At 54.7% G+C, this 26,983-nt stretch carries 31 protein-coding genes, 1 tRNA gene, 1 other RNA gene, 2 pseudogenes and 1 other annotated feature; of the genes and pseudogenes, 32 read left to right on the forward strand and 3 right to left on the reverse strand.

What is annotated here, in order from left to right; genetic code table 11:
• The 16 genes and pseudogenes from BM299_RS19670 to BM299_RS07380 all read left to right on the forward strand — a co-directional run.
• A pseudogene (locus BM299_RS19670) lies at positions 1-192 on the forward strand (hypothetical protein); the annotation flags it as partial.
• 481 nt (positions 193-673) lie between these two features.
• Positions 674-829: pseudogene (locus BM299_RS20430) on the forward strand (CPBP family glutamic-type intramembrane protease); the annotation flags it as partial.
• A 22-nt stretch (positions 830-851) separates the two neighbouring features.
• Positions 852-1,028 (forward strand): CPBP family intramembrane glutamic endopeptidase, encoded by a 177-nt coding sequence (locus BM299_RS20195; protein WP_281246364.1) that lies wholly within the window; start codon positions 852-854, stop codon positions 1,026-1,028.
• Between the two features lie 334 nt (positions 1,029-1,362).
• Positions 1,363-1,689, forward strand: a complete 327-nt coding sequence (locus BM299_RS19070; protein ID WP_131820614.1) for a hypothetical protein — start codon at positions 1,363-1,365, stop codon at positions 1,687-1,689.
• Positions 1,690-1,799: 110 nt separating this feature from the next.
• Positions 1,800-1,893 (forward strand) — tRNA-Ser (locus BM299_RS07325).
• 66 nt (positions 1,894-1,959) lie between these two features.
• Positions 1,960-2,224, forward strand: an RNA gene (gene ffs / locus BM299_RS07330) — signal recognition particle sRNA large type.
• A 187-nt stretch (positions 2,225-2,411) separates the two neighbouring features.
• Positions 2,412-4,307, forward strand: coding sequence for a DNA polymerase III subunit gamma/tau (dnaX, locus tag BM299_RS07335; protein WP_165608229.1), 1,896 nt, complete (start codon positions 2,412-2,414; stop codon positions 4,305-4,307).
• A gap of 13 nt (positions 4,308-4,320) precedes the next feature.
• Positions 4,321-4,635, forward strand: coding sequence for a YbaB/EbfC family nucleoid-associated protein (locus tag BM299_RS07340; protein WP_092482826.1), 315 nt, complete (start codon positions 4,321-4,323; stop codon positions 4,633-4,635).
• Positions 4,636-4,661: 26 nt separating this feature from the next.
• A complete protein-coding gene (recR, locus tag BM299_RS07345; RefSeq protein ID WP_092482934.1) occupies positions 4,662-5,261 on the forward strand; it encodes a recombination mediator RecR in 600 nt (199 codons plus the stop codon).
• A gap of 64 nt (positions 5,262-5,325) precedes the next feature.
• A complete protein-coding gene (locus tag BM299_RS07350) occupies positions 5,326-5,595 on the forward strand; it encodes a pro-sigmaK processing inhibitor BofA family protein (protein ID WP_245779688.1) in 270 nt (89 codons plus the stop codon).
• Between the two features lie 194 nt (positions 5,596-5,789).
• On the forward strand, positions 5,790-6,440 hold the full coding sequence (locus BM299_RS07355) for an Mrp/NBP35 family ATP-binding protein (RefSeq protein ID WP_245779689.1): 651 nt from the start codon (positions 5,790-5,792) through the stop codon (positions 6,438-6,440).
• A 49-nt stretch (positions 6,441-6,489) separates the two neighbouring features.
• The gene (locus BM299_RS07360; protein ID WP_092482829.1) at positions 6,490-7,578 is read left to right on the forward strand and encodes a ferredoxin oxidoreductase; all 1,089 of its coding nucleotides are present in this window, start codon (positions 6,490-6,492) and stop codon (positions 7,576-7,578) included.
• Between the two features lie 157 nt (positions 7,579-7,735).
• Positions 7,736-8,494 carry a thiamine pyrophosphate-dependent enzyme gene (locus tag BM299_RS07365; RefSeq protein WP_092482830.1) on the forward strand — a complete coding sequence of 253 codons (759 nt, stop codon included), beginning with the start codon at positions 7,736-7,738 and terminating at the stop codon, positions 8,492-8,494.
• 1 nt (position 8,495) lies between these two features.
• A complete protein-coding gene (locus BM299_RS07370; protein WP_092482831.1) occupies positions 8,496-9,062 on the forward strand; it encodes a 2-oxoacid:ferredoxin oxidoreductase subunit gamma family protein in 567 nt (188 codons plus the stop codon).
• 15 nt (positions 9,063-9,077) lie between these two features.
• Positions 9,078-9,341 (forward strand): 4Fe-4S dicluster domain-containing protein, encoded by a 264-nt coding sequence (locus BM299_RS07375; protein WP_092482832.1) that lies wholly within the window; start codon positions 9,078-9,080, stop codon positions 9,339-9,341.
• Between the two features lie 116 nt (positions 9,342-9,457).
• Positions 9,458-9,688 (forward strand): sigma factor G inhibitor Gin, encoded by a 231-nt coding sequence (locus tag BM299_RS07380; protein WP_092482833.1) that lies wholly within the window; start codon positions 9,458-9,460, stop codon positions 9,686-9,688.
• Here the strand turns inward: BM299_RS07380 and BM299_RS07385 are convergent.
• A complete protein-coding gene (locus BM299_RS07385) occupies positions 9,595-9,849 on the reverse strand; it encodes a hypothetical protein (protein ID WP_092482834.1) in 255 nt (84 codons plus the stop codon). The two genes, BM299_RS07380 and BM299_RS07385, sit on opposite strands and share 94 nt — an antisense overlap.
• Before the next feature lie 147 nt (positions 9,850-9,996).
• Here BM299_RS07385 and BM299_RS07390 point away from each other — a divergent pair, with 147 nt between their 5' ends.
• From BM299_RS07390 to rsmI, 6 genes are read left to right on the forward strand one after another with little or no spacing between them, the layout of a single operon-like run.
• Positions 9,997-11,460, forward strand: coding sequence for an aminotransferase class I/II-fold pyridoxal phosphate-dependent enzyme (locus BM299_RS07390; protein WP_092482835.1), 1,464 nt, complete (start codon positions 9,997-9,999; stop codon positions 11,458-11,460).
• Between the two features lie 20 nt (positions 11,461-11,480).
• On the forward strand, positions 11,481-12,113 hold the full coding sequence (gene tmk / locus BM299_RS07395) for a dTMP kinase (protein ID WP_092482836.1): 633 nt from the start codon (positions 11,481-11,483) through the stop codon (positions 12,111-12,113).
• A gap of 47 nt (positions 12,114-12,160) precedes the next feature.
• Positions 12,161-13,132, forward strand: coding sequence for a DNA polymerase III subunit delta' (gene holB, locus BM299_RS07400; protein WP_131820615.1), 972 nt, complete (start codon positions 12,161-12,163; stop codon positions 13,130-13,132).
• Positions 13,133-13,158: 26 nt separating this feature from the next.
• Positions 13,159-14,121, forward strand: coding sequence for a PSP1 domain-containing protein (locus BM299_RS07405; RefSeq protein WP_092482838.1), 963 nt, complete (start codon positions 13,159-13,161; stop codon positions 14,119-14,121).
• Positions 14,042-14,299 carry an initiation control protein YabA gene (locus BM299_RS07410; RefSeq protein WP_245779695.1) on the forward strand — a complete coding sequence of 86 codons (258 nt, stop codon included), beginning with the start codon at positions 14,042-14,044 and terminating at the stop codon, positions 14,297-14,299. Before BM299_RS07405 ends, BM299_RS07410 begins: the two co-directional genes overlap by 80 nt.
• 5 nt (positions 14,300-14,304) lie before the next feature.
• Entirely contained in the window at positions 14,305-15,177 is an 873-nt protein-coding gene (gene rsmI / locus BM299_RS07415) for a 16S rRNA (cytidine(1402)-2'-O)-methyltransferase (protein WP_092482840.1), read from the forward strand.
• Between the two features lie 17 nt (positions 15,178-15,194).
• Here rsmI and BM299_RS07420 read toward each other — a convergent pair whose 3' ends face one another.
• Entirely contained in the window at positions 15,195-15,452 is a 258-nt protein-coding gene (locus tag BM299_RS07420) for an AbrB/MazE/SpoVT family DNA-binding domain-containing protein (protein ID WP_092482841.1), read from the reverse strand.
• A gap of 192 nt (positions 15,453-15,644) precedes the next feature.
• Positions 15,645-15,907: a binding site (T-box leader), on the forward strand.
• Between the two features lie 80 nt (positions 15,908-15,987).
• Here BM299_RS07420 and metG point away from each other — a divergent pair.
• The 6 genes from metG (at position 15,988) to BM299_RS07450 (ending at position 21,731) form a co-directional block, all read left to right on the forward strand.
• Positions 15,988-17,544 (forward strand): methionine--tRNA ligase, encoded by a 1,557-nt coding sequence (gene metG, locus BM299_RS07425; protein WP_092482842.1) that lies wholly within the window; start codon positions 15,988-15,990, stop codon positions 17,542-17,544.
• 1 nt (position 17,545) lies between these two features.
• The gene (locus tag BM299_RS07430; protein WP_092482843.1) at positions 17,546-18,322 is read left to right on the forward strand and encodes a TatD family hydrolase; all 777 of its coding nucleotides are present in this window, start codon (positions 17,546-17,548) and stop codon (positions 18,320-18,322) included.
• 106 nt (positions 18,323-18,428) lie between these two features.
• The gene (cobO, locus tag BM299_RS07435; protein ID WP_092482844.1) at positions 18,429-18,965 is read left to right on the forward strand and encodes a cob(I)yrinic acid a,c-diamide adenosyltransferase; all 537 of its coding nucleotides are present in this window, start codon (positions 18,429-18,431) and stop codon (positions 18,963-18,965) included.
• Between the two features lie 473 nt (positions 18,966-19,438).
• A complete protein-coding gene (locus BM299_RS20200) occupies positions 19,439-20,182 on the forward strand; it encodes a G5 and 3D domain-containing protein (protein WP_165608231.1) in 744 nt (247 codons plus the stop codon).
• Between the two features lie 184 nt (positions 20,183-20,366).
• Positions 20,367-21,233 (forward strand): 16S rRNA (adenine(1518)-N(6)/adenine(1519)-N(6))-dimethyltransferase RsmA, encoded by an 867-nt coding sequence (gene rsmA, locus BM299_RS07445; protein ID WP_092482846.1) that lies wholly within the window; start codon positions 20,367-20,369, stop codon positions 21,231-21,233.
• A gap of 27 nt (positions 21,234-21,260) precedes the next feature.
• The gene (locus BM299_RS07450; protein ID WP_092482847.1) at positions 21,261-21,731 is read left to right on the forward strand and encodes a ribonuclease H-like YkuK family protein; all 471 of its coding nucleotides are present in this window, start codon (positions 21,261-21,263) and stop codon (positions 21,729-21,731) included.
• An 89-nt stretch (positions 21,732-21,820) separates the two neighbouring features.
• On the opposite strand, the gene BM299_RS07455 is transcribed toward BM299_RS07450, so the two are convergent.
• Positions 21,821-22,633: a glycosyltransferase family 2 protein gene (locus BM299_RS07455; RefSeq protein WP_092482848.1), complete on the reverse strand. Its 813-nt coding sequence runs from the start codon at positions 22,631-22,633 to the stop codon at positions 21,821-21,823.
• A gap of 156 nt (positions 22,634-22,789) precedes the next feature.
• Here BM299_RS07455 and yabG point away from each other — a divergent pair, with 156 nt between their 5' ends.
• The 4 genes from yabG (at position 22,790) to hisC (ending at position 26,895) form a co-directional block, all read left to right on the forward strand.
• Positions 22,790-23,668 (forward strand): sporulation peptidase YabG, encoded by an 879-nt coding sequence (gene yabG, locus BM299_RS07460; protein ID WP_207545147.1) that lies wholly within the window; start codon positions 22,790-22,792, stop codon positions 23,666-23,668.
• A gap of 58 nt (positions 23,669-23,726) precedes the next feature.
• Positions 23,727-24,194, forward strand: a complete 468-nt coding sequence (locus BM299_RS07465) for a hypothetical protein (protein WP_207545148.1) — start codon at positions 23,727-23,729, stop codon at positions 24,192-24,194.
• 231 nt (positions 24,195-24,425) lie between these two features.
• A complete protein-coding gene (locus BM299_RS07470) occupies positions 24,426-25,517 on the forward strand; it encodes an iron-containing alcohol dehydrogenase family protein (RefSeq protein ID WP_092482849.1) in 1,092 nt (363 codons plus the stop codon).
• Between the two features lie 265 nt (positions 25,518-25,782).
• Positions 25,783-26,895 (forward strand): histidinol-phosphate transaminase, encoded by a 1,113-nt coding sequence (hisC, locus tag BM299_RS07475; protein ID WP_092482850.1) that lies wholly within the window; start codon positions 25,783-25,785, stop codon positions 26,893-26,895.
• Positions 26,896-26,983: the final 88 nt, after the last annotated feature.

A 26,983-nucleotide genomic window follows, 5' to 3' on the forward strand; every position in this document is an offset into this window, starting at 1 on the left:
GGTTTATCAGGAGCCGTATACGAGGCCCGTACGTACGGTTCTGTGAGAGGGATAACGCCGCAGCAAATTACTGCGGCGCTACCCTACTCGATTTTAATGAAAAAACCTCAACAGTCTCCTATGAAGGATAATGGGGTTGCCAAGACGGGTGCAGCTCCCGGTAATACTTCAATAAATTTGATTAAAGGTTGAATTCGGAGCAAGGGTACCGATTTTTGGACTCTTGCTCCGATAAAATTTATGAGGTGTATTTCTGCAAAAATTACCTGCAATAGAATCCGCCCAAAAAATGTTAAGCAAAATTGACAAAAAATTAAAAGTAATTGTTGTAATGGTTTTATCCATGTCTTTTTCCGCTATCCATCACATTAGTGCCAAAAGGGTGATCGAGGGTAAAGTGCGGGTGATTGTATACCGGAACAATGAAAAAACGCCGCTTGAAAAAACGATCTATTATTTAAAGTGAATAGGCTGGAGAACATGTGGCGCGAATGGTAACAAAGCAACACCCTGCACCAACAAACACCAAGGAAATTCCAGGAAGGGAGTGCGTAAAGCTTGGCTGTAAGCCATGTACCCGGGCAGACCGGCCGGGACGGTATACCCCCGGGCATTACATTGCCCGGTGAGGCAGGCGGGGCGCAACAAGATCATCCAACCTTTATTAGAATTTATGGTGTTGCGCATCGCCCCCGCCCACTCCTTCATAAGCGTGAAGGAGGTGCTGCAGAACCTGGTCTACATGGTATTTTTCGTCGGGGTTGGTGAAGAACTGCTATTCCGGGGTTTGATTCAAAATGACCTGTCGCGCTTTTTCGGCTGGAAATGGGGTCTGTTCGGGGCTTCCGTGTTTGTTCAGCATTATGCACCCGACCTGGCGCTCGGTGCCCGAGTTGCTTTTCGTGTTCATTGCGGGTTATATTTTCGGCGGGCTTTATTTGAGGACCAAAAGTTTGTATCTGCCCATCTGGGTGCACGGCGTCAACAACACCATGCTGGTGGCCGTATACCCTTACCTGATTAAATGATGGTGCCGGGTGTTGAAAGGCGAAAATATTGAAAGTTACATGCCGGCTTTTTTATCCCCGGTGGATGCAGCGGTATAGGAAATTAATTATTTGTTAATCGGGAGGGTTTTGACGAATGAAAAAAGCTGGCCGGCGCTATGACCGACGAGGGAAGCAATTCTACCGGTCAGGGCGGCGGGTTACCGGCTTTGCAACGTTTTAAAGTCAAATTCAGTATTTTGACCTGGATTTTGTTTATTATCTTTATTGGTATCGTGTATACCAAAATTGTCATGATTTTAAGCATGAATTATCCGGTTACCATGTGGCGCCCTGGGGGGTGCTGGGGCTCTGGGTGCTGTGGCTGTTTTTGAAACGCAAAGAACTAATAACGGGGGCCACGGCAAGCGGGTCTACCGTACTCTTTGCCGCTACCGGGCTGGGGATTGTAGCTCTTTCGTACTTGATTCCCGCTGTGGTACCTGGTGTTTGCCGCCGTGTATTTCCGGGTGGCGTTAAGCCAAAAAGGGCTACCTGCTGCGGCCTCGTAACAATGTACATGTATAACAAAGACAGGATTCGCCCCCGTTTTACGTGCCATAAATGCTCACCCGGAGCCAGGGTGTTGCAAAGACTGTTTGTGGCAGGTATGCCAATAAATAAACGGCTGTCCGGCGGGTGAAATGGTCCAAAGGACTTGCAGTTTAACGAAAATAAATGTATAATAGACATTGCGCAGTTGAAGGAGAATCAATCTTACACCGGCGAATACGCTTTTTACATGTAGACCACGGAGAGATGGCTGAGTTGGTCGAAGGCGCGCGACTGGAAATCGCGTAGGCGGTGTGAAGCCGTCTCGAGGGTTCGAATCCCTCTCTCTCCGCCATATGTAAAGCTTGGGGACGGACCTGTTGGCCGTCCCCCATTAGTAAAATTACAAATTAAAGTTTGGCCGTGCTAGATGGGGAGGTAGCGGTGCCCTGCACCCGCAATCCGCTATAGCGGGGTTGAATTCCTGCCCGAGGGTTTGGCTTGTGGGGTCCGGCTCCTGTAAGGGGTGTTGACGATTGGGTCTTGCGCGACGGAGCCTTTCGAACCGTGTCAGGTCCTGACGGAAGCAGCACTAAGGAAGTTTCTCCGGGTGCCGCAAGGGCGCCTGATCCGAGCTACCTGCCGGAGTAACGCCTGGAAGTCAATATTCGACGGCAGGTGCACGGCCATCAATTTTATTAAAAAGGGTACAGGCACCGTAAAAGGGGGACAGGCACCGATTCACAAAACGAATCGGAGCCAGTCCCCTTTTACGGTGCCTTCCCCTTTTTATCCTTTTTATCGGCAGGGAAAACCATGTGTACAGCGAAATAAAGACTGGTAGGTTAATTTAATGAAAGAGGTGTGGATAAGGTGAGTTATCTGGCCCTGTACCGGCAGTGGCGCCCGCAGCGACTGGGTGAAATCGTGGGGCAAAGACATGTGACTGAAACGCTGCGCAATGCCCTGGTGACGGGCAAGGTCAGCCATGCCTACCTGTTCTGCGGTCCGCGGGGCACCGGCAAAACCAGTACGGCCAAGGTCTTGGCCCGGGCGATCAACTGTCCGGAGCAGCAGCGGGGCGAGCCGTGCAACCAGTGCCGTAACTGCCGGGAAATCCAATCCGGTGCCACCATGGATGTCATTGAAATTGATGCGGCTTCCAACCGGGGCATTGACGAGATACGCGAACTCAGGGAAAATATCAAATTCTTCCCGTCCCGGGGCAGCAAGCGGATTTACATAGTGGACGAGGTGCACATGCTGACCAACGAGGCTTTTAACGCTCTGTTGAAGACGCTGGAGGAACCGCCCGGGCACGTGGTGTTCGTATTGGCCACGACCGAGCCCCACAAGGTGCCGCTTACCATACTGTCCCGTTGCCAGCGGTTTGATTTCCGCCCCATTCCCGGTGAATTGATTGCTGAGCGCCTGGAAGAGGTGGCTGATAAAAGTGATTTCCGTGTAGACGGTGCGGCGGTGCGGGCCATCACCAGGGCCGCCGGCGGCAGTTTGCGGGACGCCCTGAGCGTGCTGGATCAGGCGCTGCTGTTGAGCGGAGGGGCGCCCGTCACGACCGAAATGGTCCACAGTATTCTGGGCACGGTGCGCGAAGATGTGTTGAGCGCCCTGGCCGCGGGGCTGGCGGAAAAGAGGACGGCGGACGTAATAAAAATGGTGGCTGATATTGCCGCCGAGGGCAAGGACCTGCATTTGTTGGCGGGGGAACTGGCGGAGTACCTGCGGCACTTGCTGGTTATCATGTTGACGCCGGAAGGCGCCGGGGAAACAGCCTTTGCCGCCCCGCAGGAAGAAAGCCCGCTGCGCCGGTTTAACCGAAACACGCTGGTGCGGGCCATCGACCTGTTGGTGGAGGCTGAACAGAGTATGCGTCGCAGCGCACACCCGCGGGTGCTGCTTGAACTGGCGCTGGTAAGGGCCATGGATGATAGCGGCGGTGCTGTTCCGGATAACCTTTTGGCCCGGATTGAACGGCTTGAACAGGCCTTGCTGAAGGGCGGCCAAACCGGGAATAATTCTTCAAGCTCGGTGCAACCGGCCCCACATCGGTCACCGGTTGATAACCCGCGCCTTCAGGTTGATGAAAAACCGTCCCAAACGGGTAATACTAGAGGTAACCGGCGGGGTAAGCGGGATGACCGGCCGGCTAATGACCAAGATTTGAAAAACGAATCAGGGTCCCCTGAAAAGCCGCGGTTCGAGCCGGAGCCGGGGGAACCGGGCGCCGGTGCGTTGCGCTTGACGCAAGCTGAGCCGGATAAAATCCGGGAGCGGGGAGAACCTGCATCAATAACAGCCTCAGGAGGCGAAATTGCTCCAAAGGCCGGTTTGAAAAACAAGGAAGACGCGCAGAAAAGCGGAGCTGCGGAGGACACTGCCCGCTACAGCGTCGAGCAAATCAGGAAATGGTGGCCGGACATGCTGGATGCATTGAAGAAGAAAAGCCCGGCTGCATATACCTATTTGTACCAGGCTTGGCCGGCGGAGATTAAGGACCGGTGCCTGGTGCTGGGGGTGCCCAGCGGGGATGTTTTTTTGAAACAGATGGTGGAAGACGCGGCCAACCGGGAACTGCTGGCGGAGACATTGCACTCTTTCACCCGTTCGACCTGGCAGGTGCGCTGCGGTTTTTACGACGCACCGCCGCCGGGCTGGGGCGAAAAAAACAGCCAGTTGGGTTCTGAAGGGGCGATCAGCCTGTTCCAGGGGGAGGAAGTACCCCTGGAAGAGGATTTGGATAAAAACTGAGGAGGTTGTTAAAATGGGCGGCAATATGGCCAAAATGATGAAACAGGTGCAAAAAATGCAGGCGGACATGATGAAGTTGCAGGAAGAGCTGGGCAATCGTACGGTGGAAAGTTCCGCCGGCGGTGGCGTTGTGCGGGTGGTGGCCAACGGCAAGCAGGAAATCGTAGCCGTTGAGATCAAGCCCGAGGCGGTTGACCCCGAAGACGTAGAAATGCTTCAGGACCTGGTTTTGACCGCCGTCAACGAGGCGTTGAAGCAGTCCCGGGAAATGGTGTCCAAGGAGATGGGCAAATTGACCGGAGGCATGAATATACCCGGATTATTCTAATAAGGAGTTCTATGGTAGTGAAACAAATGCGTTATGCCGGTGCGGTTTCACGATTGATCGGCGAACTGGCCAGGTTACCCGGAATTGGTTCCAAAACGGCGCAACGTCTGGCCTTTTTTCTGTTGAACGCGTCTCCGGAGGTGGCGGAAAGGCTTGCCGACGCCATCAGGGAAGCCCGGGCCGTAATTCGGCACTGTTCGGTGTGCGGTAACCTCACCGATGTGGACCCCTGCGGGGTTTGTGCCGACCACGCCCGGGACGGGGGGGTTATTTGCGTGGTGCAGGACCCCCGGGACGTGGCGGCCATAGAAAAATACCGCGGTTTCAAGGGGGTTTACCACGTATTGCACGGGGCTTTATCGCCCCTGGCGGGTGTGGGGCCGGAGGAACTTAACATTAAGAGTTTGCTGGCCCGGCTGGGGGACGGTGCAGTGCGGGAAGTGATTCTGGCCACCAACCCCGACGTTGAGGGCGACGCCACGGCCCTTTACCTGGCCAGGTTGATCAAGCCGCTGGGGGTGAAGGTGACCAGAATCGCTCACGGCTTGCCGGTGGGCGCCCACCTGGAATATGCGGACGAAATCACTCTGGGCAAGGCCATCGAAGGCCGGCAGGAGATAAAATAAAAGTAATTTTTTCCATTTATACCCCATATACCATTTATAAGAAATAAAGTGGCAGGGGGTGTAAATGATGGAATGGTTTTTGCTTGTTATGGGGTTGGCGATTATACTGTTGGGCCTGTACGTTATCGGGGTGCTGTTTTACAGGCCGCTTCGTTTATTAATTGGTTTATTGGCCTGTCTGGTAACGGGAACGGTGCTTTTGGCGATATTAAATTTTGTGCTGGGTTTTGTGGATATGCATGTGGCCTTCAACCCTTTTACCGTGTTGATTGCCGGCATATTGCAAATACCGGGCCTGGTTATGCTGGTGCTGCTTACCCTGTGGTTTGTCTGAATACGGTATGCAGTATAAAAATTCTGTATAATGCTGGCTTTATTGACGTTTTCCGAATATTGCAATATACTTAAACGGATTGAGAAAACTTTTTCCGAAAATTATATCATAAAATATTTCTAGGTTATTAAAACTATGAAACAAGAATTAGAATTTGGTTTGCGCGGGGGTGAAGACGTATAGGCCCGCGGGTTGTGGAAGCTTATGTGGGAGAATACGCCAGCGGTAAAAGCGAAGTGGCGGTGAACCGGGCTGTGGATCTGGCTGCCGCCGGGCGGGAAGTAACACTGGTGGACCTGGATATTGTAGAACCGTGTTACACTCTGCGGCCCATCAAAAGGGAACTGCAGGAACAGGGCATAACAGTGCTGGCCTGGGAAACCGGGGAGACTGTGGGCCTGGGTGAGACGGGCAATGTGCTCCGGGCGGAGAACCGTTGGGCTTTGCGCCGGAGCGGGGACATTATCCTGGATATCGGTTACGGAGTGGAAGGGGCCAAAACCCTGAATTTATTGGAAGGTGCGGGGGCGGACCCCGATTTGCAAGTTTTTGCAGTGATCAACATTGCCCGGCCAATGACGGGTAGTGTGCACGATATAGTGGCCTATGTCCGGGAACTGGGCACAGTGCATGGTTTGATCAACAACAGCCACCTTGGTGATGATACCGATGTGGATATTGTTCAGCAAGGGGCCAGGATTGTCGACGAGGCTGCCCGCCAGTTGAATTTGCCGGTGGTGGCCACCACGGCAGTCCCGGAAATGGCGGCATTGATCGGGCCGGTGGATATTGCCGGGCACCCGGTAAGGAAGCTGGTAAGATATATGCCGCGCACACTGTGGTAGTTTCAACTAATCTCTCTTTTGGGTCAAGATTTAGGAGGTGTACGACCTGATGCCAGAAAAACCTATCCAAGGTGAAAAAAGGGTATTTATGACCGGCAACGAGGTGATTGCCTGGGCGGCCCTGGCGGCTAATGCTGATATCATGTACGGTTACCCCATTACGCCGCAAAATGAGATTATGCATTACTGGACCAGGATGATACCCAAGTACAACCGTAAATTTTTACAAACTGAAGATGAACTTTCCGCCGGATTCACCACCGTGGGCGGCGTGCTGGCCGGCAGAAGGGCTTTTACCGCCACCGCCGGTCCGGGCAATACTCTGATGCAGGAACCCATGAGCATGGCCGAGGCCATGCGGCTGCCCGTCGTAGTGGTGGTGCAGCAGCGCGGCGGCCCTTCCACCGCCACGGTGATTTATTCCCAGCAGGAAGTGACCATGACCACGCTGGGCGGCAACGGCGAGGGCCTGCGGGTGGTTTATTCCACCGCCACGCACCAGGAACTTTATGATTATACCATCAAGGCATTTAATACCGCGTGGAAATATCGCTTCCCCACCTTCGTGCTGGGCGACGGCTACCAGGCCAAAATGCGGGAATCATTAACCATGTATGACCCTGCGGACCGGGGAATAGAAATGGTGGCCACCGAGCCTTACGTCGGAAAACCCGGTATGCCGGGGGTGGACAGAGACCCTACCCACCTGCGGAATACCTATAACGTGGAAGAAGAACTGTACGAGGTGCTGGAGCAGTACCTGGCGGACTATGCCAAAGCTGCGCCTGAAATAGCGGAATATGAGGCTTTTGACACCGATGATGCCGAACTGGTGGTCATTTCCCACGGCGTGGTATCCCGGGCCGGTAAGGCGGCTGTACAGGAACTGCGGCAGGCGGGCTATAAGGTCGGCTACTTCCGTCCTATTACCCTGCGCCCGCTGCCGGTGGACCAATTGCGGGAAGTGGCCAACAAGGCTAAGCAGTTCCTGGTGGTGGAATCCGCCAACGGGCAGCTGGACAGGCTGGTCAAAGAAGCCACCTTCGGCTGCCCCGTGGAAATGCTGCCGCTGTTCAAGCCGGGCGTGGGCATTACCACCGAGGAAGTGGTGGCCCGGGTCAAGGAAATCAAGGGTTAAGAAGCATTATACAAATCAATACTGAAGATGTTGACGGCTGGTATATATATAAAATATAAATTGCTGCAGAGCTTAAGAAAGAAACAATAAGGCGACATTTTATAAGATCACTGAAGATATTATTTACGCTGAGAGATTTGAAAGGGGGCTTTTACAGATGTCAGTACAGCCTGCCATGCCCAAGTGCTGGAACATGGAAACCAAACCCCATAAATTCTGCCCGGGCTGTGGTCACGGCCTGGTGCTGAAGGCACTGGGACAGGCCATTGATGAGCTGGGCATTCAGGATAAGGTTGTTTTCGGCTGTGACATTGGCTGCTCACTGCTTTCCTGGGACTTTTTCAAAGTGGATACCGTGCAGACCCACCATGGTCGCACAACGCCGGTAATTACCGGTATTAAACGGGCCAATCCCGCAATGCTGGGTATCGCCTACATGGGTGACGGGGGCGGTTACGCCATTGGCGCGCAGCATCTGGTCAGCGCCGCCACCCGCAACGAGCGTATCACGGTTATCCTGGTTAACAATACCCAGTACGGTATGACCGGCGGCCAGATGGCGCCTACCACCATGCCGGGCCAGAAAACGGAAACTTCACCCTACGGCCGTGACGAAGAGTCCACCGGTTACCCCACCCAGGGGCCGGAAATGGTGGCGGCCATTACCCCGGAAGGCGCTTATGTGGCCAGGGGCACGGTGGCCAACGTGAAGCAACTGAAAGGATTTATTAAAAAAGCACTGGAAAACCAGATGGCCGGGAACGGGTTCAGCTTTGTGGAGGCTTTGTCCACCTGCCCCACCAACTGGCGTACCAACGCCGAAGATACCTGGAAGTTTGTTGAAGAAAAAATGACCAAATATTTTAAGGTTGGGGAAATTAAAGTACCCGGTCCCCGGGAGAAGGAGGGACAATAATATGGCTAAGCCGGTTAAAATCATTCTGGCCGGTGAAGGCGGTCAGGGAGTGCAGTCGGTGGCCGAAATCATCGCCGAGGCGGCCAACGAGGAAGGACGCGAGGCGCTCTATATACCGAACTTTGGCGTGGAGCAGCGGGGCGGCGTTTCGGTGGCCTACTTGCAAATTGGTGACGAGCCCATCGGGGCGCCCAAGTTTCAGATCGGCGACATTGTGGTGGCGCTGAGCGACAGGGCGGTACACCGCACCAAACAATACGTAGGGCCTGAAACCATTTTCGTATACGACACCAACATTGAGGGTATTGAAGACGATCTGCCCAGGAACGCCAAAAAGGTGCTGGGTATTCCGGCCATTGACGTGTCCAAAAAAGAGCTGCATCCCCGGGTATTCAACATTATTATCATGGGCGCGGTAATCAAGGCCACCGAGGTGGTGGCCGTGGAGGACGCCAAGCAGGCCATTGAGAAAAAGTTGGGTTATAAATTTGAAAAGAACCCGAAACTCCGGGATATGAATTTCCGGGCTATTGAACGCGGCATGGAATTGGTGGCCAGCATACTGTAAAGGGGGTATTTGGTAATGGCTCAAACCTTTAAAGGGCGTACCCTGGAAGTGGAAAAAGGTTTTTGGACTTTGTTTCCCGGGCTTTGCAAGGGCTGCGGCCTGTGCATTCAAAAGTGTCCCAAGAAATGCATGAGCTGGTCGGATGTGCTGGGGGTTTACGGTACGCCTTCGGTGGAAATAAACGATGAATGTATCGCCTGCGGCATCTGCCAGATTTTCTGCCCGGACTGCGCCATTAACGTGGAAAAAAAGAAGGGTCTAAAGGAAGAAAAAAATTAAACTAAAGATCACCGAAATAAAAGCTGCGGGTTGGATTATCTCCGCAGCTTTTTGTATTGTCACGGATTGTCACGGCGGGTTGTCAAGGTACATATATTATTTAAGGGTGATGCCATATGAATTACGGTAACTGTGTGATTTGCGGCAATTTACGGGGTGCGGGGGAAGGTTTGATTATTAGGGAGTGTTATATTTGCCCGCAATGCGAGCTGGAAATAGCCGGCTTATCCATTGACGATCCGGATTACGAATACTACATAAGCGGCCTTAAAAGAATATGGCGTTTTGTATGCAACTGTACATCCGCTGATACACCCCTTTTTCTTTCCAGCCTGGCCCGCCGGTGAGCCAGTTCAATGTCCGATTTGATCCGGTTCAGAGTAATCAGGTCGACACCGGTCCGGTAAGAAATTTCCAGATCGGAAACCCCCTTTTTCCAGGCCCGGATCAGGCTGGGCACGTTGGTGCGGTACTTTTTGGAAAGTTTATCAGTATTTATAATTTGCAATTGCTATCACGCTCCTTTAAATTTATTTTGACCACCGTAATGATCTTTATTATGTTAATGAATTGCAAAACAGGGTACAGGTTCTGGTTCGTATTCACGCAATATGATAAAATAACTTGTTAATATATTTTTAAAGCGGTGAAATAATTGCCTGAAAATCAAATAAAAGCTCCCCTGGTGGAAGCTTTGCAGAAATATAGCCGAAAAAATCCCGTGCGGCTGCACGTACCGGGGCACGGCGGGGGGCGTTCCCTGGACCCGGCCATGCGCAGGGGAGTTGCACCCGGCTGGGACGTTACGGAAATAGAAGGTTTGGATGATTTGCACAATGCCGCCGGCGTTATTGCCCGGGCCCAGGAAAAAGCCGCCGGGCTTTACGGGGCCCGGCATACATTTTTTTTGGTGAACGGAACCACGGTGGGGCTGCACGCCTTAATTGCCGCCACCTGTAGCGAGGACGATGTTCTGGTATTGCCGCGCAACGCGCACCGCTCCGTGCTGGGCGGTCTGGTGATCAGCGGGGCCCGCCCGGTTTTTGTTGAACCCGATGTGGTTCCCGGATTCGGCTTCGCTGCCGGCTTCGGGCCGGACAAGCTGGAAGCCGTTCTGCGGGCAAACTGCAAAGTTGGGGCTGTGCTGGCGGTGCACCCCTGTTATTATGGGGTGGTGGGCGATCTGGCCGGGGTTAAAGAGGTTTGCCGCCGGTACAAGGTGCCTTTGCTGGTGGACGAGGCCCACGGCACCCACTTGCGCTTTCATCCGGATTTACCTGCCGATGCGCTGTCCCTGGGGGCCGACGCGGTGGTACAGAGCGTGCACAAAACCGGCGGTGCTCTTACGCAGGCTTCCTGGCTGCACCTGGGCAGCGGGTTGGTGGAACGGGAACGGGTGGCCGGGGTGCTGCGCTTGTTGCAGACTACCAGCCCCTCCTATATTTTAATGGCTTCTCTAGACAGCGCCAGGCGGCAGCTGGCTATGCGCGGCGGAACATTATTGACGGAGCTGTTGAACGTGGTGCGAGGGGCGGCACGGGAAATCAATACATTGCCCGGTCTGACGGTGCTGGGTCAAGAACACCTGGGCACCCCCGGCGCGCTGGAACACGATCCCACCCGCCTGGTGTTATCGGTCCGGGGGTTGGGCTTGGACGGACATGCCGTTGGTTGTAAATTGGCGGAATCCGGGATATACGTAGAAATGACAGATGCCCGTAACGTGGTGGCGGTATTTCCCCTGGGTACGGGCCCGGCACAAGCCCGGGCGCTGGTACAAGCCCTGGCTCAAATCTGCCGGCAGCCGGGGGCGGCGGAAAGCCAGGCCGGGTGCGGGTGCGCAATGCCGCATCCGGCCGGGCCGCCGCTGCCGCCCCAGGTGATGACACCGCGCCGGGCCTGGCTGGCCCCGCAGCGAAAGGTGCTGCTGGAAGAAGCGCCGGGTCGGGTGAGCGCGGAAATTATTGCGGTTTACCCGCCGGGAACAGCGGCTATTTATCCCGGGGAGGAATTTACTCCCGAGGTTGTAGAATACTTAATACAGATGAGGTTCCGGGGCGTGCACCACCAGGGTGCCGCCGATCCGACGCTGTGCACGGTAAGAGTAATTGATATATAATGCAGTGGAGTTGAAGTTGATTGGCTACCGGTAAATTTATTGTTTTTGAGGGAATAGACGGTGCGGGCAAAACCACCCAGATGGATTTGCTGGCCCGCCTGCTGCGGGAGCGGGGGATGCAGGTGCTCTGCACCCGGGAGCCCGGCGGCACGGGAATCGGCGCCAGGCTGCGCGAAATACTTCTTGATCCGGCCTGCCGGAACCTGGACCATCGCACCGAGGCGTTTTTGTACGCGGCCGACCGGGCCCAGCATGTGCATGAAAAAATACTCCCCGCTCTGCACCGGGGCGAAACCGTGCTTTGTGACCGGTATTGCTATTCCACCCTGGCTTACCAGGGCTGGGGGCGGGGCATGGATATGGAGTTTATTGCCGGTCTGAATGAACTGGCTTCCGGAGGCTTGGCGCCCGATATGGTTGTTTTGCTGGATATCGAAGTGGAGGGCGGTCTGGCCCGGGTCCTGGGGCGGCACCTGCCCGACCGGCTGGAAGGAGAAAAATTGGCATTCTTCCGGCAGGTGCGCCGGGGCTACCTGGAACAGGCGGCCAAACAGCCGGAATTATTCCGGGTGGTGCGGGCGGACGTGTCGGTGCAGGAAGTTCACCGGCGGGTACTGGCGGCGGTGGCTGAGGTCCTGGGGCTTGCTGAGTGAACGCGGACCGGGCAGTGGTTAAAAGCGTATTTTTACGGAGGATTGTCATGCCTACCTTGCGTGACGTGGTTGGACACGAAAAAATAAAAGAAAGGCTGGCCGCCGCTTTAGCCGGCGACCGTTTATCTCATGCCTACCTGTTCGGTGGGCCGGCCGGTGTGGGCAAAAAAACGACCGGGCTGGCCTTTGCCCGGGCTTTGTTGTGCAGTCATGGCGACAATGACGCCTGTGGTGTCTGCGGTGACTGCACCCGGTCGGCGCGGGGGGTACATCCCGATTTACACGTAATTCGCCCCGACGGCGCATTCATTAAAATCCACCAATTGCGGTCCGTCCAGGACGGCGCTGCTGTTACTCCCTTTGGCGGGGACAGGCAGGTTTACCTGGTGGAGCGGGCGGAGAAAATGACTCTGGAAGCGGCCAACGCTTTTTTGAAAGTGCTGGAAGAACCGCCCGCCGGGGTGATTTTTATTTTGGTTTCCGACGACCCGGCCGCTATACTGCCCACGGTGCTATCCCGCTGCCAGCGGTACCGGTTTATGCGCCTGTCCGAGGAAGAGGTGCTGCGGGTGGTGGCCCGGGAGACCGGGGGAATCACGGAACAGGTTCGGGCGGCGGCCAGGCTGTCGGGGGGCTGCCCGGGGCTGGCTTTAGAGTTGCTTGACAGGATGGGCAGGCGCGACCGGATGCGGGAGTTGCTCATGCGCCTGGTTCGGCAGCGCCCGGCAAGTACGCTGTTGCCGCTGGACGAATTTTCCGGCCGGGCGGATTTGGAGGAATTCTTCAATTACTTGATCCTTCTTTTCCGGGATGTCATGGTTCGTCAAAAAGCCGGTGGCGACGATTTGCTGGTAAATATTGATTGCCGGCGGGATGTCGATGAACTGGCCCGGACTTATGCCGCAGAGGAAGTATTGGATATACTGATAACGGCGGAAAATGCGTCCCGCAAGCTGGCGGCCAATACCAACCAGCGCCTGCTGCTGGACACCGTTTTGTTTAAAATTGCTGGGTTTTAAGGGACGATGATCGGGGGTAATCAATAATGTTTTACAATGTAGTAGGAATCCGGTTTAAACCGGCTGGAAAAATATATTACTTCGATCCCGGAGATTTGCATTTGGCTGTGGGCGACGGTGTGATTGTGGAAACATCCAGGGGCGTTGAGTACGGCACGGTGGTTATTGATGCCAGGGAGGTGCCCGAAGACGAAGTGGTGGGACCCCTTAAAAAGGTGCTGCGCACGGCTACTGACGAAGATTATGAACGGCTGCGGGAAAACAAGGCCAAGGAGAAAAAGGCATTTGATATTTGTCTGGAAAAGATAGCCGCCCACGAACTGCCCATGAAACTGGTGGACGTTGAGCAGACCTTTGACGGTAACAAGATAATCTTTTACTTTACCGCCGACGGGCGCATAGATTTCCGGGAACTGGTCAAGGACCTGGCTGCGGTGTTCCGCATCCGCATTGAATTGCGCCAGATCGGAGTGCGGGATGAAGCCAAGATGATGGGGGGGTTGGGTTGCTGCGGCAGGGAGCTTTGCTGCGCCAGTTGGCTGGCCGATTTTGCTTCGGTTTCTATCCGCATGGCCAAGGATCAAAACCTTTCTCTGAATCCCACCAAGATATCCGGCATCTGCGGCCGGTTGATGTGCTGTCTTAAGTTCGAAAACGAATCTTATGAACAGGCCAAGGAAAGGTTTCCCGAGCCGGGCAAGCGGGTAATTACCCCGGACGGGGATGGCAGGGTGAGCGGAATAAATATTTTCAAGGATTCAGTCAGCGTAGAACTGCGGGAGAGCAAGCTGGTCAAGGAATATCCTTTACGCGTGATAAAAGTTGAAGCTGCGGTAGGTGATCAAATTGAAGCCATTAACACTAAAAATGAAGGTACTGGAGTCCAGGGCCCAGGACCTGCTGGCCGAGATCAAAAGCCTGAAAAATCTGGTCGATGTGCTGGAAACAGAAAATGTAAAGCTAAGGCATCAACTGGCCCTGGTATATGATGCGCAGGGGTCAACAGAAATTGACCGGGGCGGTTTTCCCCCGGACCGGGTTGCGGGGCGGCAAAACCTGGCCAACCTGTACAAAGAAGGTTTTCACGTTTGCAATATCAGTTTCGGGCAAACACGGGAGGGAGAATGTTTGTTTTGCACGGCTTTCTTGCGCCGCAAGCAGGGGTGAAGGGTATGGCGGATAAGTATAAGGCCGGTGTTTTATATCTCTGTCCCACCCCCATCGGTAACCTGGAAGATATTACACTGCGGGTGTTGCGGGTGCTGCGGGAAGTGGACTTGATAGCGGCGGAGGATACCCGCCGGACCCGTAAATTACTCAGTCATTATGATATCCACACCAGCCTTACCAGCTATCATGAACACAGCCGGCGCAGCAAGGGCGACTACCTGTTGGACCGGCTCTGCCGGGGGCAAAGCGTGGCCCTGGTAAGTGACGCCGGCACGCCGGGCATTTCCGACCCCGGCGAAGAACTGGTATCGGCGGCGCTGGACAGGGGGGTTCCGGTGGTATCATTGCCCGGGCCCAGCGCTCTGTTGACAGCTCTTACGGTTTCGGGCCTGCCGCTGGCCAGGTTTGCCTTTGAGGGTTTTTTGCCTGTTAAAAGCAAAGAGCGGCGTCAACGCTTGGCCGCACTGGCCGGGGAAACCAGGACGATGATCCTGTACGAATCGCCGCACAGGTTATGTAAAACCCTGGATGAGTTGGCCGGTGCCCTGGGGGGAAACCGGCTGGCGTGCGCGGCCCGGGAATTGACCAAGCTGCATGAAGAAGTGCGGCGCGGCACGCTGGACGAACTGCGGGAGCACTTCAGCAATCGACCGCCGCAGGGGGAATTTGTGTTGGTGGTCGAAGGCGGCGCGAAAACCGGCCCGGACAGCCTGCAGGTGGAACAGACACACCTTTCGCCGGAAGAGCATGTGCGGTTGCTGAAAAATGAGGGCTTGCCGCCGAGCCAGGCCGTAAAAACAGTAGCCCGCCTGCGGAATATACCACGGCGGGAGTTGTATAAGCGGTTCAATAAATTGAACGATACGGATACTTAATCTGTATAAACTATGTACTACATGGCCGCCTTTACATTTTCAAACATATCCGACACACAGTTCCTGCATACCAGTTTGCCCTTGTAATGCTGTACATCGGCGGCATTGCCGCAGAAAACACAAGCGGGTTCGTACTTTTTCAGGATAATCTTTTCGTTATCGACGTAAATTTCCAGGGCATCCTTTTCGTCGATACCGAGGGTGCGGCGTAATTCGATAGGAATAACCACGCGCCCCAGCTCGTCCACTTTTCTTACAATACCGGTTGACTTCATGACTCTCCCCCTCCCTTCAAAAACTTTATGTCATTCGACATAAAATGATTTTATTGTACAAGTAAATGGTACCAATGGTGGGATTAAAAGTCAACATATTTTTTGAAAAAAGTTGGATTTTTTTGTATAAAGAGTACTGTTTTGGGGAAAACTTGACAGGATGAACTATTTTACCTTACAATCATACTGTCGATAAAGGCGATGACGGAGAGGAGTAAATTCGGGGGAACCGAACAGAGAGCGGGGCGAGGTGAGAGCCCGCCGGGGGGACCGGATTGAATATGGCTTCGGAGCCGTTGGCTGAACGGAAATATTTTCCCAGTAGGCCGTACCGGGCTAAGCACCGTTACCAGCGCTTGGGGCATCGGGAATGAATTTTCCCCGTGCCTTAAACGAGGCCTTTCTCTACGGGGAAAGGTGAATAGGGTGGTACCGCGAATATTTTCGCCCCTGGGCAAACCGGGGGCGTTTTATTTTGGTTTCCGGGTACTCCGAAAGATATCTTAATATTACAAAATAAAGGAAGGAGATTACCATGTCGGAAAAGAAAACATTCTATATTACCACACCAATTTACTATCCCAGCGACAACCTGCACATCGGGCACGCTTATACCACGGTGGCGGCCGACGCTATGGCCCGGTTCAAAAAACTTACCGGTTACGATGTCCGGTTCCTGACCGGCTCCGACGAACACGGCCAGAAAATCGAGCGCTCGGCCCGGGAGCGGGGTCAAACCCCCAAAGAATACGTGGATAAAATAGTGGCCGGCTTCCAGCACCTCTGGCGTATGCTCGACATCAGTAACGACGACTTCATCCGCACCACCGAAGACAGGCATAAGCGGGTGGTGCAAAGGATATTCCAAAAACTCTACGACCAGGGGGACATTTACAAGGCCGGCTATGAGGGCTGGTACTGCACCCCTTGCGAAACTTTCTGGACCGAGGGCCGCCTGGAAGAGGGGAACTGCCCCGATTGCGGCCGGCCGGTGGAGTTTATGGAAGAAGAAAGTTATTTCTTTAAAATGTCCAAGTACGCCGACCGGATGCTCAAGCATATTGAAGACAATCCTGATTTTATCCAGCCCGTGTCCCGGCGCAATGAAATGGTCAGTTTCATTAAAAGCGGTCTCGAGGACCTGTGCGTATCGCGTACCACCTTTGACTGGGGCATTCCGGTACCCTTTGACCCCAAGCATGTAATTTACGTGTGGGTGGACGCGCTGACCAACTATATTTCCGCCCTGGGTTACGGGGAGGAAAATGACGATTTGTACCAAAAATACTGGCCGGCGGACGTGCACCTGGTGGGCAAGGACATTGTGCGTTTCCATACCATCATCTGGCCCATCATGCTGATGGCTGCCGGACTGCCCCTGCCCAAGCAGGTGGTGGGGCACGGCTGGCTGTTGCTGGAAAGCGGTAAGATGAGCAAGTCCAAGGGCAACGTGGTGGACCCGCTGGTGCTCATCGACAAGTACGGCGTGGACGCCATCCGCTATTACCTGCTCAGGGAAATGCCCTACGGAGCGGACGCGTATTATTCGGAGGAGGCGCTGGTGCACCGGATCAACCAGGACCTGGCCAACGATTTCGGCAACCTGTTCAATCGCACCTGCGCCATGGTTAATAAATATTTCAAGGGGAGGCTGGAAGCCCCGTCCTTGCCCGAGGGGCCGGACGAAGAACTTATCGAACTGGCCCGGTCCACGCCTGAAACGGTGGAAGAATTGATGAACCGCCGGGAGATCGCCAACGCCGTGGCCGCCATCATCCGCCTGGCGGGCCGGGCCAACAAGTACCTGGAGGAAACGGCTCCGTGGGCGCTGGCCAAGGACCCGGAAAAGCAGGACCGCCTGAATACAGTGCTGTACAATGTGGCCGAGGCGTTGCGTTTCGCCACCGTCATGGCGTCGCCCTTTATGCCCGGTTTGCCCGGGCGGGTCTGGCCGCTTTTAGGCATTGAGGACCGGCCCGAACTGCATACCTGGGAATCGCTGCAGTGGGGTAAACTGCCCGGCGGCACGGTGCTGAAGCGGGGCGAGCCGCTGTTCCCGCGCATTGACCCGGCGACTTTGGGGGAAGCGTAACATGCAAGCGGAACTTTTTGACACCCACGTACATTTAAACGACGTGCAGTTTGCAAATGATTTGGAGCAAGTATTCCAGCGCATGGCTGAAGCCGGCGTTACCAGGGCATTGTGCGTGGCTTTTGATGTACCTTCATCGGAAGAAACGGCGGCCATGGCGCAAAGCCGGCCCGGGGTGTACGCCTCGGCGGGGGTGCACCCGCATGACGCCGGGGATGTGCCGGAGGACTACCTGACCCGGCTGGCCGAACTGGCCCGCCGCCCCGGGGTGGTGGCATTGGGGGAAATGGGCCTCGACTACTACCGGGACCTTTCTCCGCGTCCGGTACAGCAAAAAGTCTTTCGAGAACAGCTGGCCCTGGCGCGGGAACTGGAAATGCCGGTCATCATTCACGCCCGGGACGCCTTCGGCGATCTGCTGGACATTTTGCGCTCCGACGGTATCAGCCCGGCGGGCGGGGTGATGCACTGCTTCAGTGGCAGCTGGGAAGTGGCCAGGGATTGCCTGGACATGGGCTTTTACATTTCCCTGGCCGGGCCGGTGACGTTTAAAAACGCGCCCAAGTTAAAGGATATTGCCGCGCGGGTGCCGGCGGAACGCCTGCTGATTGAGACAGACTGTCCTTATCTGGCGCCGGAACCCTGCCGGGGGCGCCGCAACGAGCCCGCTTACGTGCGCTATGTGGCTGAGCACATTGCCGCCCTGCGGGACACCCCGGTTGAGGAACTGGCCCGTATTACCACCGCCAACGCCCTAAGGCTTTTCCGTATAGAGTAAAAGACAGTACCGCGCGAGGTGTTGTATTAACCGTGTTGAAAATAAGGCAGCGTCCGGCAGTATCCACAAGTGATGTTATCAAGTTTATTGTAAGGAGGGGGCTGGAATGGACAATCAAACCAGGGGGTTAACCCTGGTATTTACCGGGAACGGCAAAGGGAAAACCACCGCCGCGCTGGGTATGGCCATGCGCGCCTGGGGACAGGGCATGAAGGTCCTGGTGCTGCAGTTTATCAAAGGCGGCTGGAAGTACGGCGAGCTGAGGGCGGCTGAGAAACTGGGGCCCGCCTTTGAAATGCGGCAGATGGGCGAAGGCTTTATCAGGGACAGCGGGGAAGAAGGCTTGAAAGCGCACCGCGCCGCTGCGCAGGAAGCGCTGGTTGAGGCCCGTCGCGCCGTGCAGGAAGAAGATTACGATATGATAATTCTGGACGAAATCAATTACGCCGTAAATTACGGGCTGGTGGACCTGGCCGACGTACTGGATTTAATCCGCAGCAAACCGCCCCGGCTGCACCTGGTGCTTACCGGGCGCAACGCGGCCGATGAGGTGGTGGACCTGGCCGACCTGGTCACCGAAATGCGGGAAGTAAAGCATCCTTTTGCCGCCGGCATTCCGGCCCAGAAGGGAATAGAATTTTAAACAGACGCCCATGCCGCTGGCGCGGCACAATCAGGGGATGAAAAGCGGTATGGAGGGCCGGCGGCTCCCCGCAAGTGACGTACTGGAGCGCCGGTAACAGCACCCGGCGCAGCGAGGTTGCGAAACCGGACGAGCGGCTACCCGTTCCGGGCACAAGCAGGATGGCCGCGAGAGGCTGAAACTGAGCCATGGACGGCGAATTGAAGCCGTTCCGGTTTCGCCTGAAGCAAGCCGCTGGTGCTGTCGGCGCGGAAGTTCGGAACGCAGCGGGGACCGCCGGCCCTAAAAGGGAGATACTTTTTTCAGAGAGTAGGCAGTTGAATTAAAGTGGTAATGCAAATACGGCAGTTGCTTTATGGCAATTGCTGTATTTTTTTGACATATTTTTATGGAAAGGTTTTCAAGTTTTTCCAAAAATGATACAGTTAATATATATTACGATAAATATATGCTTTCCATGGGGAGGGATTTTTGTGAATAGATCAAAACCCTCAATAACCACAAATGTGCGCTCGGCAGCAGGCAACCCCGTTGATTTGCGGGTTGTGGCGGCTGTGCTGATGCTGGCACTGTTGTCCCTGGCCGTTTTTGCTACTTATAACGCCGCGTTGAAGGAAGTCAACCTGTCAGTTGACGGAAAACCGCGGCGGGTCTGTACCTTTTCCGGGGATGTGCACGGGCTGTTAAAAGAACAGGGTATAATTCCAGGCGCAAAAGTCAAGGTGTATCCGGCTCCCCAAACCCGCCTGGATGACGGGATGACGGTAAAAATTGTGCAGCAGAAAGGCAGCTACGGATTCTTCTGTGGAAACTGGCAAGCAGCGCACCGGGACGATCACCCGGTGGAAAAACACCCGCCGGCAGGTACCGCAATGAAGTGGACCGGGGACCGGGCGGTCATGGTAGGCGCCAACCGGATCGTTTCCCGGAGTGGCCGTGAAATAAGGTTTTCCCGGGTGTATGATATGGTGGCCACAGCGTACACATATACCGGTTACAATACCGCCACCGGGGTGCCGCCACGGGTGGGGACAGTGGCCGTGGACCCGTCGGTGATACCCCTGGGCAGCCGGCTTTTCGTCGAGGGATATGGTCTTTGTAAAGCCATGGACACCGGGGGTTATATCAAGGGGCATAAGATAGATGTTTTCCTGGAAACAAAAAACCAGGCATTAAGCTGGGGCAAGCAGAAAGTAAAAGTATATTTGCTGGAGTGAAAAGAGGGCTGTTTTTTTATTGTTAAAGGGGACTGGCTCCGGTAAAAGGGGGACAGGCACTGATTCACAAAACGAATCGGAGCCAGTCCCTTTTTATGGCCTGTCCCCTTTTAGTTTTTTTAGCCTTCTTTTTTTGACTTTGCCCGGGAAACGGGTATGATATAAGTAAAACGGAGGAATAATTATGGACCCTGCGTCTCCCGGAGTGATCAGGCGGCTCATTGAGGAGCATCAATTTAAGATTAAAAAAAGTTTAGGGCAAAATTTTCTTACCGATGGTAATATAATAAATAAGATAGTGGATACTGTCGAGTTGACCCCCGGCGAAGTGGTGGTGGAAATCGGCCCGGGTTTGGGCGCTCTTACCCGGCGTCTGGCCTCAAAAGCCCGGCGGGTGATAGCGGTGGAAATAGACCGGAGCGTATTCCCCATCCTGGCAGAAACTTTGGCCGGGCTGGACAATGTTGTACTGGTACAGGCAGACGCCCTGAAGACCGACTTTGACCGCCTGGTGCAAGACAACGCCGGCGGGCCGGCGGGTAAATTCAAGGTGGCGGCCAATTTGCCGTATTATATCACGACCCCGTTGATTATGCATTTGCTGGAAGGACGTTTTGCCATTGACAAAGCGGTGGTAATGGTGCAGGAAGAGGTGGCCCGTCGGCTTACCGCTGCCCCGGGTACCAGGGAGTATGGCGCCCTGACCGTGGCGGCCAACTTTTACGCGGAGGTCAAGACCGCTTTCAAGGTGCCGCGGACCGTTTTCATCCCCCGGCCGGAAGTAGATTCGGCGGTGGTGAGTTTGACGGTAAGAAACGCCCCGGCTGTACCCGTGCTTGATGAGGCGGATTATTTCGCCCTGGTCCGGGCGGCGTTTCAACAGCGGCGTAAAACGCTTTTAAACGCTTTAAGCAGTGCGCAGAGTTGCGTAAGCAGGGAAAAGTGGCTGAATATTCTCCGACAGGCCGGCATAAACCCGGCTCGCCGGGGCGAAACACTGAGCATGCAGGAATTTGCCCGCCTGGCTGATGCATATAGCAGAACCAGGTAAACATAACATCAAAGGAGATGGACCAATTTGTTTTTTATCAGTCCGTCCAAGGGGAAGCTGTCTTTTACCGAAATGATGCGGGACATTACCGGTTACATCAGGGGCCTGCCCAGTTCGTCTTACAAGATAATCATCGGCACTGACTCCATGGTTAGGGACGAAACTTGCTTCGTCACCGCCGTGGTGGTGCACCGTCTGGGCAAAGGGGCGCGATATTACTATCGGAAAAAGATTCAGCGTAAAATAAAAAGCCTGCGGCAAAAAATATTTTATGAAACGGCCCTCAGCCTGGAGTTGGGCGGCAAGATAGCGGAGCATTTTTCTGAAAGCGGTTTTGCCGACATGCCGGTTGAGATACATATTGACGTGGGTAAACAGGGGGAAACCCGCGACCTGATCAAGGAAGTGGTAGGGATGGTCATTGGGAGCGGCTTTCAGGCGAAAATCAAACCCGAGGCTTACGGGGCCACATCCGTGGCGGATAAGCATACCAAGTGAAAGTATACCCGGGCAAAAAAGGGGACAGGCACTTTTTTCAAAAAACGAAAAAAGAGCCAGTCCCCTTTTTATTTTTTGGGTATGCCGGCTTAAAAACAATCGGCGTTCAATTTGCCGCTAATAAACGCTTCCAGCAGGTCCCAGCGCCGTTCCCCGTGGTAGCCGACATAATCCCGGCCGTCCAGGGTACGGCTGCCGGGTTTGCCTCCCCGGGCGTTAAGCGCGGCCAGGCAATCGCCGATAATAGTCTCCAAGATTTTGCGGGTGTGGTCGTGTCCCCGCAGAGGGGACCCCAGGTGCAGGTGGGGGATTTCTGCCGCTACCCCGATTTTCAGCCCGGACCGGGCGGCATGGGCCAGCATTAGCGGGGGCACGGCAAAATCAGCGGGTGCAACTGTCCGGAGCAGGCGGCGGGAAATTGCATGCGGGCCATGTGACGGTGTGGCGTGGCCGATTTTATTTTGCAAGTGCAAATGCCGGTTCAGTTCTTCCCTCATTTTAAGGAGGTAGACGGCTTGTGTACTTATATGGCGCTGGAAGTGCGGCGGATAGCAATTAGTTAAAGCCAGATCAACCTGCCCGTCCCGTACGGAGTGGACCAGCTTTCGCAATATGCCGGCGCCGACGCCGTGCATATCCCCATCCAGGAAAAGCACCCCGCCGGCATCCAGCAGCCGGGCCAGCGCCGCCCCCACCGCCCGGGGGACATCTATCCCCAGGGGCTCGTTAAAACAAAGCGGGGCCAGGCGGGGGCAATTGATCTGTTCCAGAACGGAAAGCGAATTGTCGGTGCAGCCGTTTAAAACCGGAACAACAAAATCCAGATCGTCCGCAGGCAGGTTGGCGATAACTTTAGGCAAGCTGGGCGCCTCGTTTTTGGCGGGTATGACTGCTAAAAACACGGGCATCTCTCCTTATTCCAGCAAGTGGAAAGATTATTTTAGAATATGCTGCTTTTGCAAGAAAGTTTAATGTATGGCCGGTCCTTTCACGTCGCCGGGATTCACACCTTTAACCCCTTTATTCATAAAATGTAAGAAAAAATGAGGGGGCATATTATGGGTATCAAAGTGGGTGATGTGGTAGGACGCAAATCATATGGGCTTGACGTTTACTTTAAGGTAATGGAGATAATGGAGGACGACAGTGGTATACCATCAGCCCGGTTAAAAGGGCTGGATATGCGACTGTGCGCCAGTGCGCCGCTGGATGACCTGGTGAAAATAGAGCCGGGCAAGGTGGCGGATTACTGGCGAATGCTCATGACCAAAAATCACGAGGCCATGCGCAAAGTTTTCTCCCGCCGGCAGAAAGACCGGGAAAGGGTTTTGACGCGTTCGGTGCCCGATGCCGGTGATGCAGCAGGTTTGGAAGGTTTCGATGTGCCGGGCAGGGTGCTGCATATTGACGGGGACGGAGAATACCTGGACCTGTGTATGACAACTTATCGCCAGTTGCAAATTCCGGCGGATGGCTACCACATTCCCGAAAAGCAGCAGGCGGAAAGGATTTACGACCTGCTGATGGAACATCGTCCCGATTTGCTGGTAATTACCGGGCATGACGGCTTTAAAAAAGGTACTAAGGATTTCTCAGATATCAACAATTATCATAATTCGGCATATTTTGTGGATGCAGTTAAGGCGGCCCGGCGTTATGAAAAAAGCAGGGATGACCTGGTGATATTTGCCGGGGCCTGCCAATCCCATTACGAAGATTTGTTAAAGGCCGGGGCCAATTTTGCCAGTTCACCGAAACGGGTATTGATTCACGCCTTCGACCCGGTTTTTATCATGGAGAAAATTGCCTATACCTCCATTTACGACCCTATCAGCCTGCGGGATATTATAGCCGGGACAATTACCGGCTTTGACGGAGTAGGGGGGATGGAAACAAGGGGCAGGCACCGTCTGGGCGTGCCCCGTTCACCATATTAAGCGGGTAACCCTTTTTCATTTGCATGCATAAGATGGCATCAGTAAAGGAGGGGGTGCCATGGAAAGGCATTATCGCGCCCTGGAAAAAGTGCGCCGGCGCATTTTACAAATGCCCAATGTCCGGGGTGTGGGAGTTGGCTACAAACAGGTGGGCTCGACCCGCACCGATAAGCCCGCAATAATCGTTTTTGTGGAAAAAAAGGTGTCAGTAAAAGATTTAAGCCGTGGAGAACGGATACCCGGGAAAATAAACGGGTTGGAAACGGATGTTATAGAGATCGGCCGGGTGCGGTTAATGGAGAGGGTCCAAAAGATACGACCCGCCCTGCCCGGCAGCAGCATCGGGCATTATAAAATCAGTGCGGGAACCTTCGGCGCGGTGGTAAAGGATAAAAAAACCGGCGAAAAACTAATATTATCCAACAATCACATTTTAGCGAACGGCAGCAACGGCAGTGACGGGAGGGCCATGATCGGTGACCCTATATTGCAACCCGGGGCTTGTGACACTTTATTGAAAAAATGAAAAATAATCTTTTATAGTTGCAGGATTATCCGGTTTTGTACATAAGTTAAATATATAAATGGCGGGAGATGCCGGTTGTGCCTAATTTGGTCCTGCCTGAACAAGTTGTTTAACGAAAGGGCCTCCGGGCTCTTTTTTTTACGCGGTAATTTGCGGCCGGCGCAGGAACGGTGCCGGCGACTGTCGAATATTGTTGGATGCGTAAGCAGCTTTTGAGTCTGGAGGTAGATTATGCAACGCAAAATTTCACCCGGCATTTATGTCCGGGAAGCCGGGATAGTGGAGCGGGTGGCGGAATACTGCGGCCCGCAAGGCACCAGGGCCGCGCTGATTGGCGGTAAAACAGCCCTTTCCGTGGCCGGTGAAGGAATAATTGGCGGGTGTAAACAAAAAGGCATTGTGATAAGCGATGAATACTGGTACGGAGGCCAGTGTTCCTTGTCCAATATACAAAAGCTGGCGGAGGAAATAAAGGGCCGGGCGGACATAATTATCGGAGTGGGCGGGGGTAAGGCGCTGGATACGGCCAAGGCCACCGCCTTCCGGTTGGATATGCCGGTGATTTCCGTGCCCACCATTGCCGCGACGTGCGCGGCCTGGACACCGCTGTCGGTTACCTACACCGACGACGGCATTTTTATAGAATTGTCACCCATGGCGCAAACGCCGTCGGCGGTACTGGTGGATACCGATATTATTGCTGCGGCTCCGGTGCGGCTTCTGGCCGCCGGGGTGGGGGACACCCTGGCCAAGTGGTACGAGGTGGACACCACTTCCCGCCGTTCCACCGGAGCCGTAATTATGGCTGCCAGGGAAACGGCGCATATATGCCGCAAGGTGCTGCTGGAATACGGCAGCGAGGCCATTTTGTCCGTTAAAAGGCGGGAAGTGACCTTTGCCCTGGAACAGGTGGTTGACGCCATAATCATGTTAAGCGGAATGGTTAGCGGCCTGGGCGGGGACGAATGCCGCACCGCCGCGGCCCATGCCATTTACTCGGGGCTAACCTGTCTGCCCCGGGTTCACGAGGTTTATCACGGGGAAACGGTGGCTTTCGGCATTTTGGGTCAGCTGATGCTGGAGGATCGCCCCATGGACGCCGAGGAACTGGCCGCCGGGCTCATCCCCATGGGGCTGCCCGTTACCCTGGCCCAGTTGGGCGTCCATAACCCTTCGCCGGAGGATTTGCAACACGTCGGTAAAGGGTCGGTGGAGGCCGAAGATATGCGTAACATGCCCTTTACGGTAACGCCCGAGATGGTGGTGGAGGCTATTTTGGCCGCCGACCGCGTGGGCCGCAAGTGCCTGGGGCAGGGCAGATAATGTTATCCTGGTACCGGGGTCGTTAGTCCCTGCTGCGTTCAGAATGCTCCGCGCCGACGGGACTATGACTCGCTTCGGGCCGGATTTGGCGGTCCTGCATAATGCGTGCATGGTTTTGCCTTGATTGGATAGCTTAACATGTCGCATTCATTTTTTCGGCTGCCAAAGCGATATCTGCGCGATTCGTCCCGCCAATCCGGCGACCAGGGCTATTTTTGAACATCTTACTTCCAACCAGGACTCTTTTATGAAAGGATAATCTATTATGAGCGTTTCGGATTTGGTGCGTCCCAATGTGCGGGAATTGAAACCCTTTCCCCGGGAATTGCCGGACCTGCCCGGAGAGGAAATAAAAAAACGGCTGGGGTTGACGCACGTGGACAAGCTCTCTTTCAATGAGAATTTAAACGGCCCCTCGCCGCTGGCCGTGGAAGCCATGCAAAAGGCGGCTCAAGAGGTGCACCTTTATCCATCTTCTTACGGTGATGCGCTCTGCCGGGCGCTGGCGGAGTTTTACGGGGTGGAAACCGGCAACCTGTTATTGAGCAACGGGGCGGACGAAATGATCTACCTGGCGGCGCAAACCTTTGCCGGCCCCGGCGATGCGGTGGTTTTTTCCACGCCTTCCTTTGGCGCTTACGCTGTGGCCGCCCGCCTGTTGGGAGCCGACCCGCTGCCGGTGCCCCTGACCGGTTACGCGGTGGATTTGACTGCCATGCTGGCCAGGGCGCAGGATCCCGGGGTCGGGTTGATTTTTATCTGCAACCCCAACAATCCCACCGGTACAATGGTGGCGCCGGAGGATATCCGGGACTTTATGCAAAATGTTCCCTCCAACATTGTGGTGATGGTTGACGAAGCGTACATGGAATATACCCGGGACCCGGCGGGTTTGTCAGCCGTCAGTTTAATTAACCGGTTTCCCAATCTCGGTGTTATCAGGACTTTTTCCAAAATTTACGGTTTGGCCGGGGCACGGGTGGGTTACCTGGTGGCCGGGCGGGAAATCACCCAAATGATGCACCGGGTGCGCCTGCCCTTTAATGTGAATGGAATTGCCCAGGCGGGGGCTCTGGCGGCTTTGCGGGACCGCGGGCACGTCGAACGGGTGCGGCAATTGAATGACGGGCAGCGCCGCTACCTGGAAAGCGCGTTCGAGCGCCTGGGTTTAAAATATGTACCCTCCTGCACGAATTTCATTCTGGTGGATACGGGCCGGGACAGCCGGACGGTGTTTGCGGAGCTGGCCCAACGGGGCGTTATTGTGCGTCCGGGGTTCCAGTTCGGGCTGGATACCTTTTTGCGGGTCAGCATCGGTACGGAGGAGGCCAACCGGCGGTTTATAGTATCCCTGCAGGAGATTTTATTTTCGGAATAGTCGCCGGTGGTGCTTTTGGGGGAAACTGGCAAGTTAAAAAAGTGTGTTTCCAATTAAATTTTAAATTTGTGTTAAACAGTTTAAAGGA

Origin of the sequence: Desulfoscipio geothermicus DSM 3669 (assembly GCF_900115975.1) — a bacterium.
Lineage (GTDB): Bacteria > Bacillota > Desulfotomaculia > Desulfotomaculales > Desulfallaceae > Desulfoscipio > Desulfoscipio geothermicus.

Excerpts from the sequence above, each read along its gene's own strand:
- BM299_RS07340 (WP_092482826.1), top strand. The coding sequence starts at position 4,321 with ATGGGCGGCAATATGGCCAAAATGATGAAACAGGTGCAAAAAATGCAG.
- recR (WP_092482934.1), top strand. The coding sequence starts at position 4,662 with ATGCGTTATGCCGGTGCGGTTTCACGATTGATCGGCGAACTGGCCAGG.
- BM299_RS07350 (WP_245779688.1), top strand. The coding sequence starts at position 5,326 with ATGATGGAATGGTTTTTGCTTGTTATGGGGTTGGCGATTATACTGTTG.
- BM299_RS07360 (WP_092482829.1), top strand. The coding sequence starts at position 6,490 with ATGCCAGAAAAACCTATCCAAGGTGAAAAAAGGGTATTTATGACCGGC.
- BM299_RS07365 (WP_092482830.1), top strand. The coding sequence starts at position 7,736 with ATGTCAGTACAGCCTGCCATGCCCAAGTGCTGGAACATGGAAACCAAA.
- BM299_RS07370 (WP_092482831.1), top strand. The coding sequence starts at position 8,496 with ATGGCTAAGCCGGTTAAAATCATTCTGGCCGGTGAAGGCGGTCAGGGA.
- BM299_RS07375 (WP_092482832.1), top strand. The coding sequence starts at position 9,078 with ATGGCTCAAACCTTTAAAGGGCGTACCCTGGAAGTGGAAAAAGGTTTT.
- BM299_RS07380 (WP_092482833.1), top strand. The coding sequence starts at position 9,458 with ATGAATTACGGTAACTGTGTGATTTGCGGCAATTTACGGGGTGCGGGG.
- holB (WP_131820615.1), top strand. The coding sequence starts at position 12,161 with ATGCCTACCTTGCGTGACGTGGTTGGACACGAAAAAATAAAAGAAAGG.
- BM299_RS07405 (WP_092482838.1), top strand. The coding sequence starts at position 13,159 with ATGTTTTACAATGTAGTAGGAATCCGGTTTAAACCGGCTGGAAAAATA.
- rsmI (WP_092482840.1), top strand. The coding sequence starts at position 14,305 with ATGGCGGATAAGTATAAGGCCGGTGTTTTATATCTCTGTCCCACCCCC.
- BM299_RS07420 (WP_092482841.1), bottom strand. The coding sequence starts at position 15,452 with ATGAAGTCAACCGGTATTGTAAGAAAAGTGGACGAGCTGGGGCGCGTG.
- metG (WP_092482842.1), top strand. The coding sequence starts at position 15,988 with ATGTCGGAAAAGAAAACATTCTATATTACCACACCAATTTACTATCCC.
- BM299_RS07430 (WP_092482843.1), top strand. The coding sequence starts at position 17,546 with ATGCAAGCGGAACTTTTTGACACCCACGTACATTTAAACGACGTGCAG.
- cobO (WP_092482844.1), top strand. The coding sequence starts at position 18,429 with ATGGACAATCAAACCAGGGGGTTAACCCTGGTATTTACCGGGAACGGC.
- rsmA (WP_092482846.1), top strand. The coding sequence starts at position 20,367 with ATGGACCCTGCGTCTCCCGGAGTGATCAGGCGGCTCATTGAGGAGCAT.
- yabG (WP_207545147.1), top strand. The coding sequence starts at position 22,790 with ATGGGTATCAAAGTGGGTGATGTGGTAGGACGCAAATCATATGGGCTT.
- BM299_RS07465 (WP_207545148.1), top strand. The coding sequence starts at position 23,727 with ATGGAAAGGCATTATCGCGCCCTGGAAAAAGTGCGCCGGCGCATTTTA.
- BM299_RS07470 (WP_092482849.1), top strand. The coding sequence starts at position 24,426 with ATGCAACGCAAAATTTCACCCGGCATTTATGTCCGGGAAGCCGGGATA.
- hisC (WP_092482850.1), top strand. The coding sequence starts at position 25,783 with ATGAGCGTTTCGGATTTGGTGCGTCCCAATGTGCGGGAATTGAAACCC.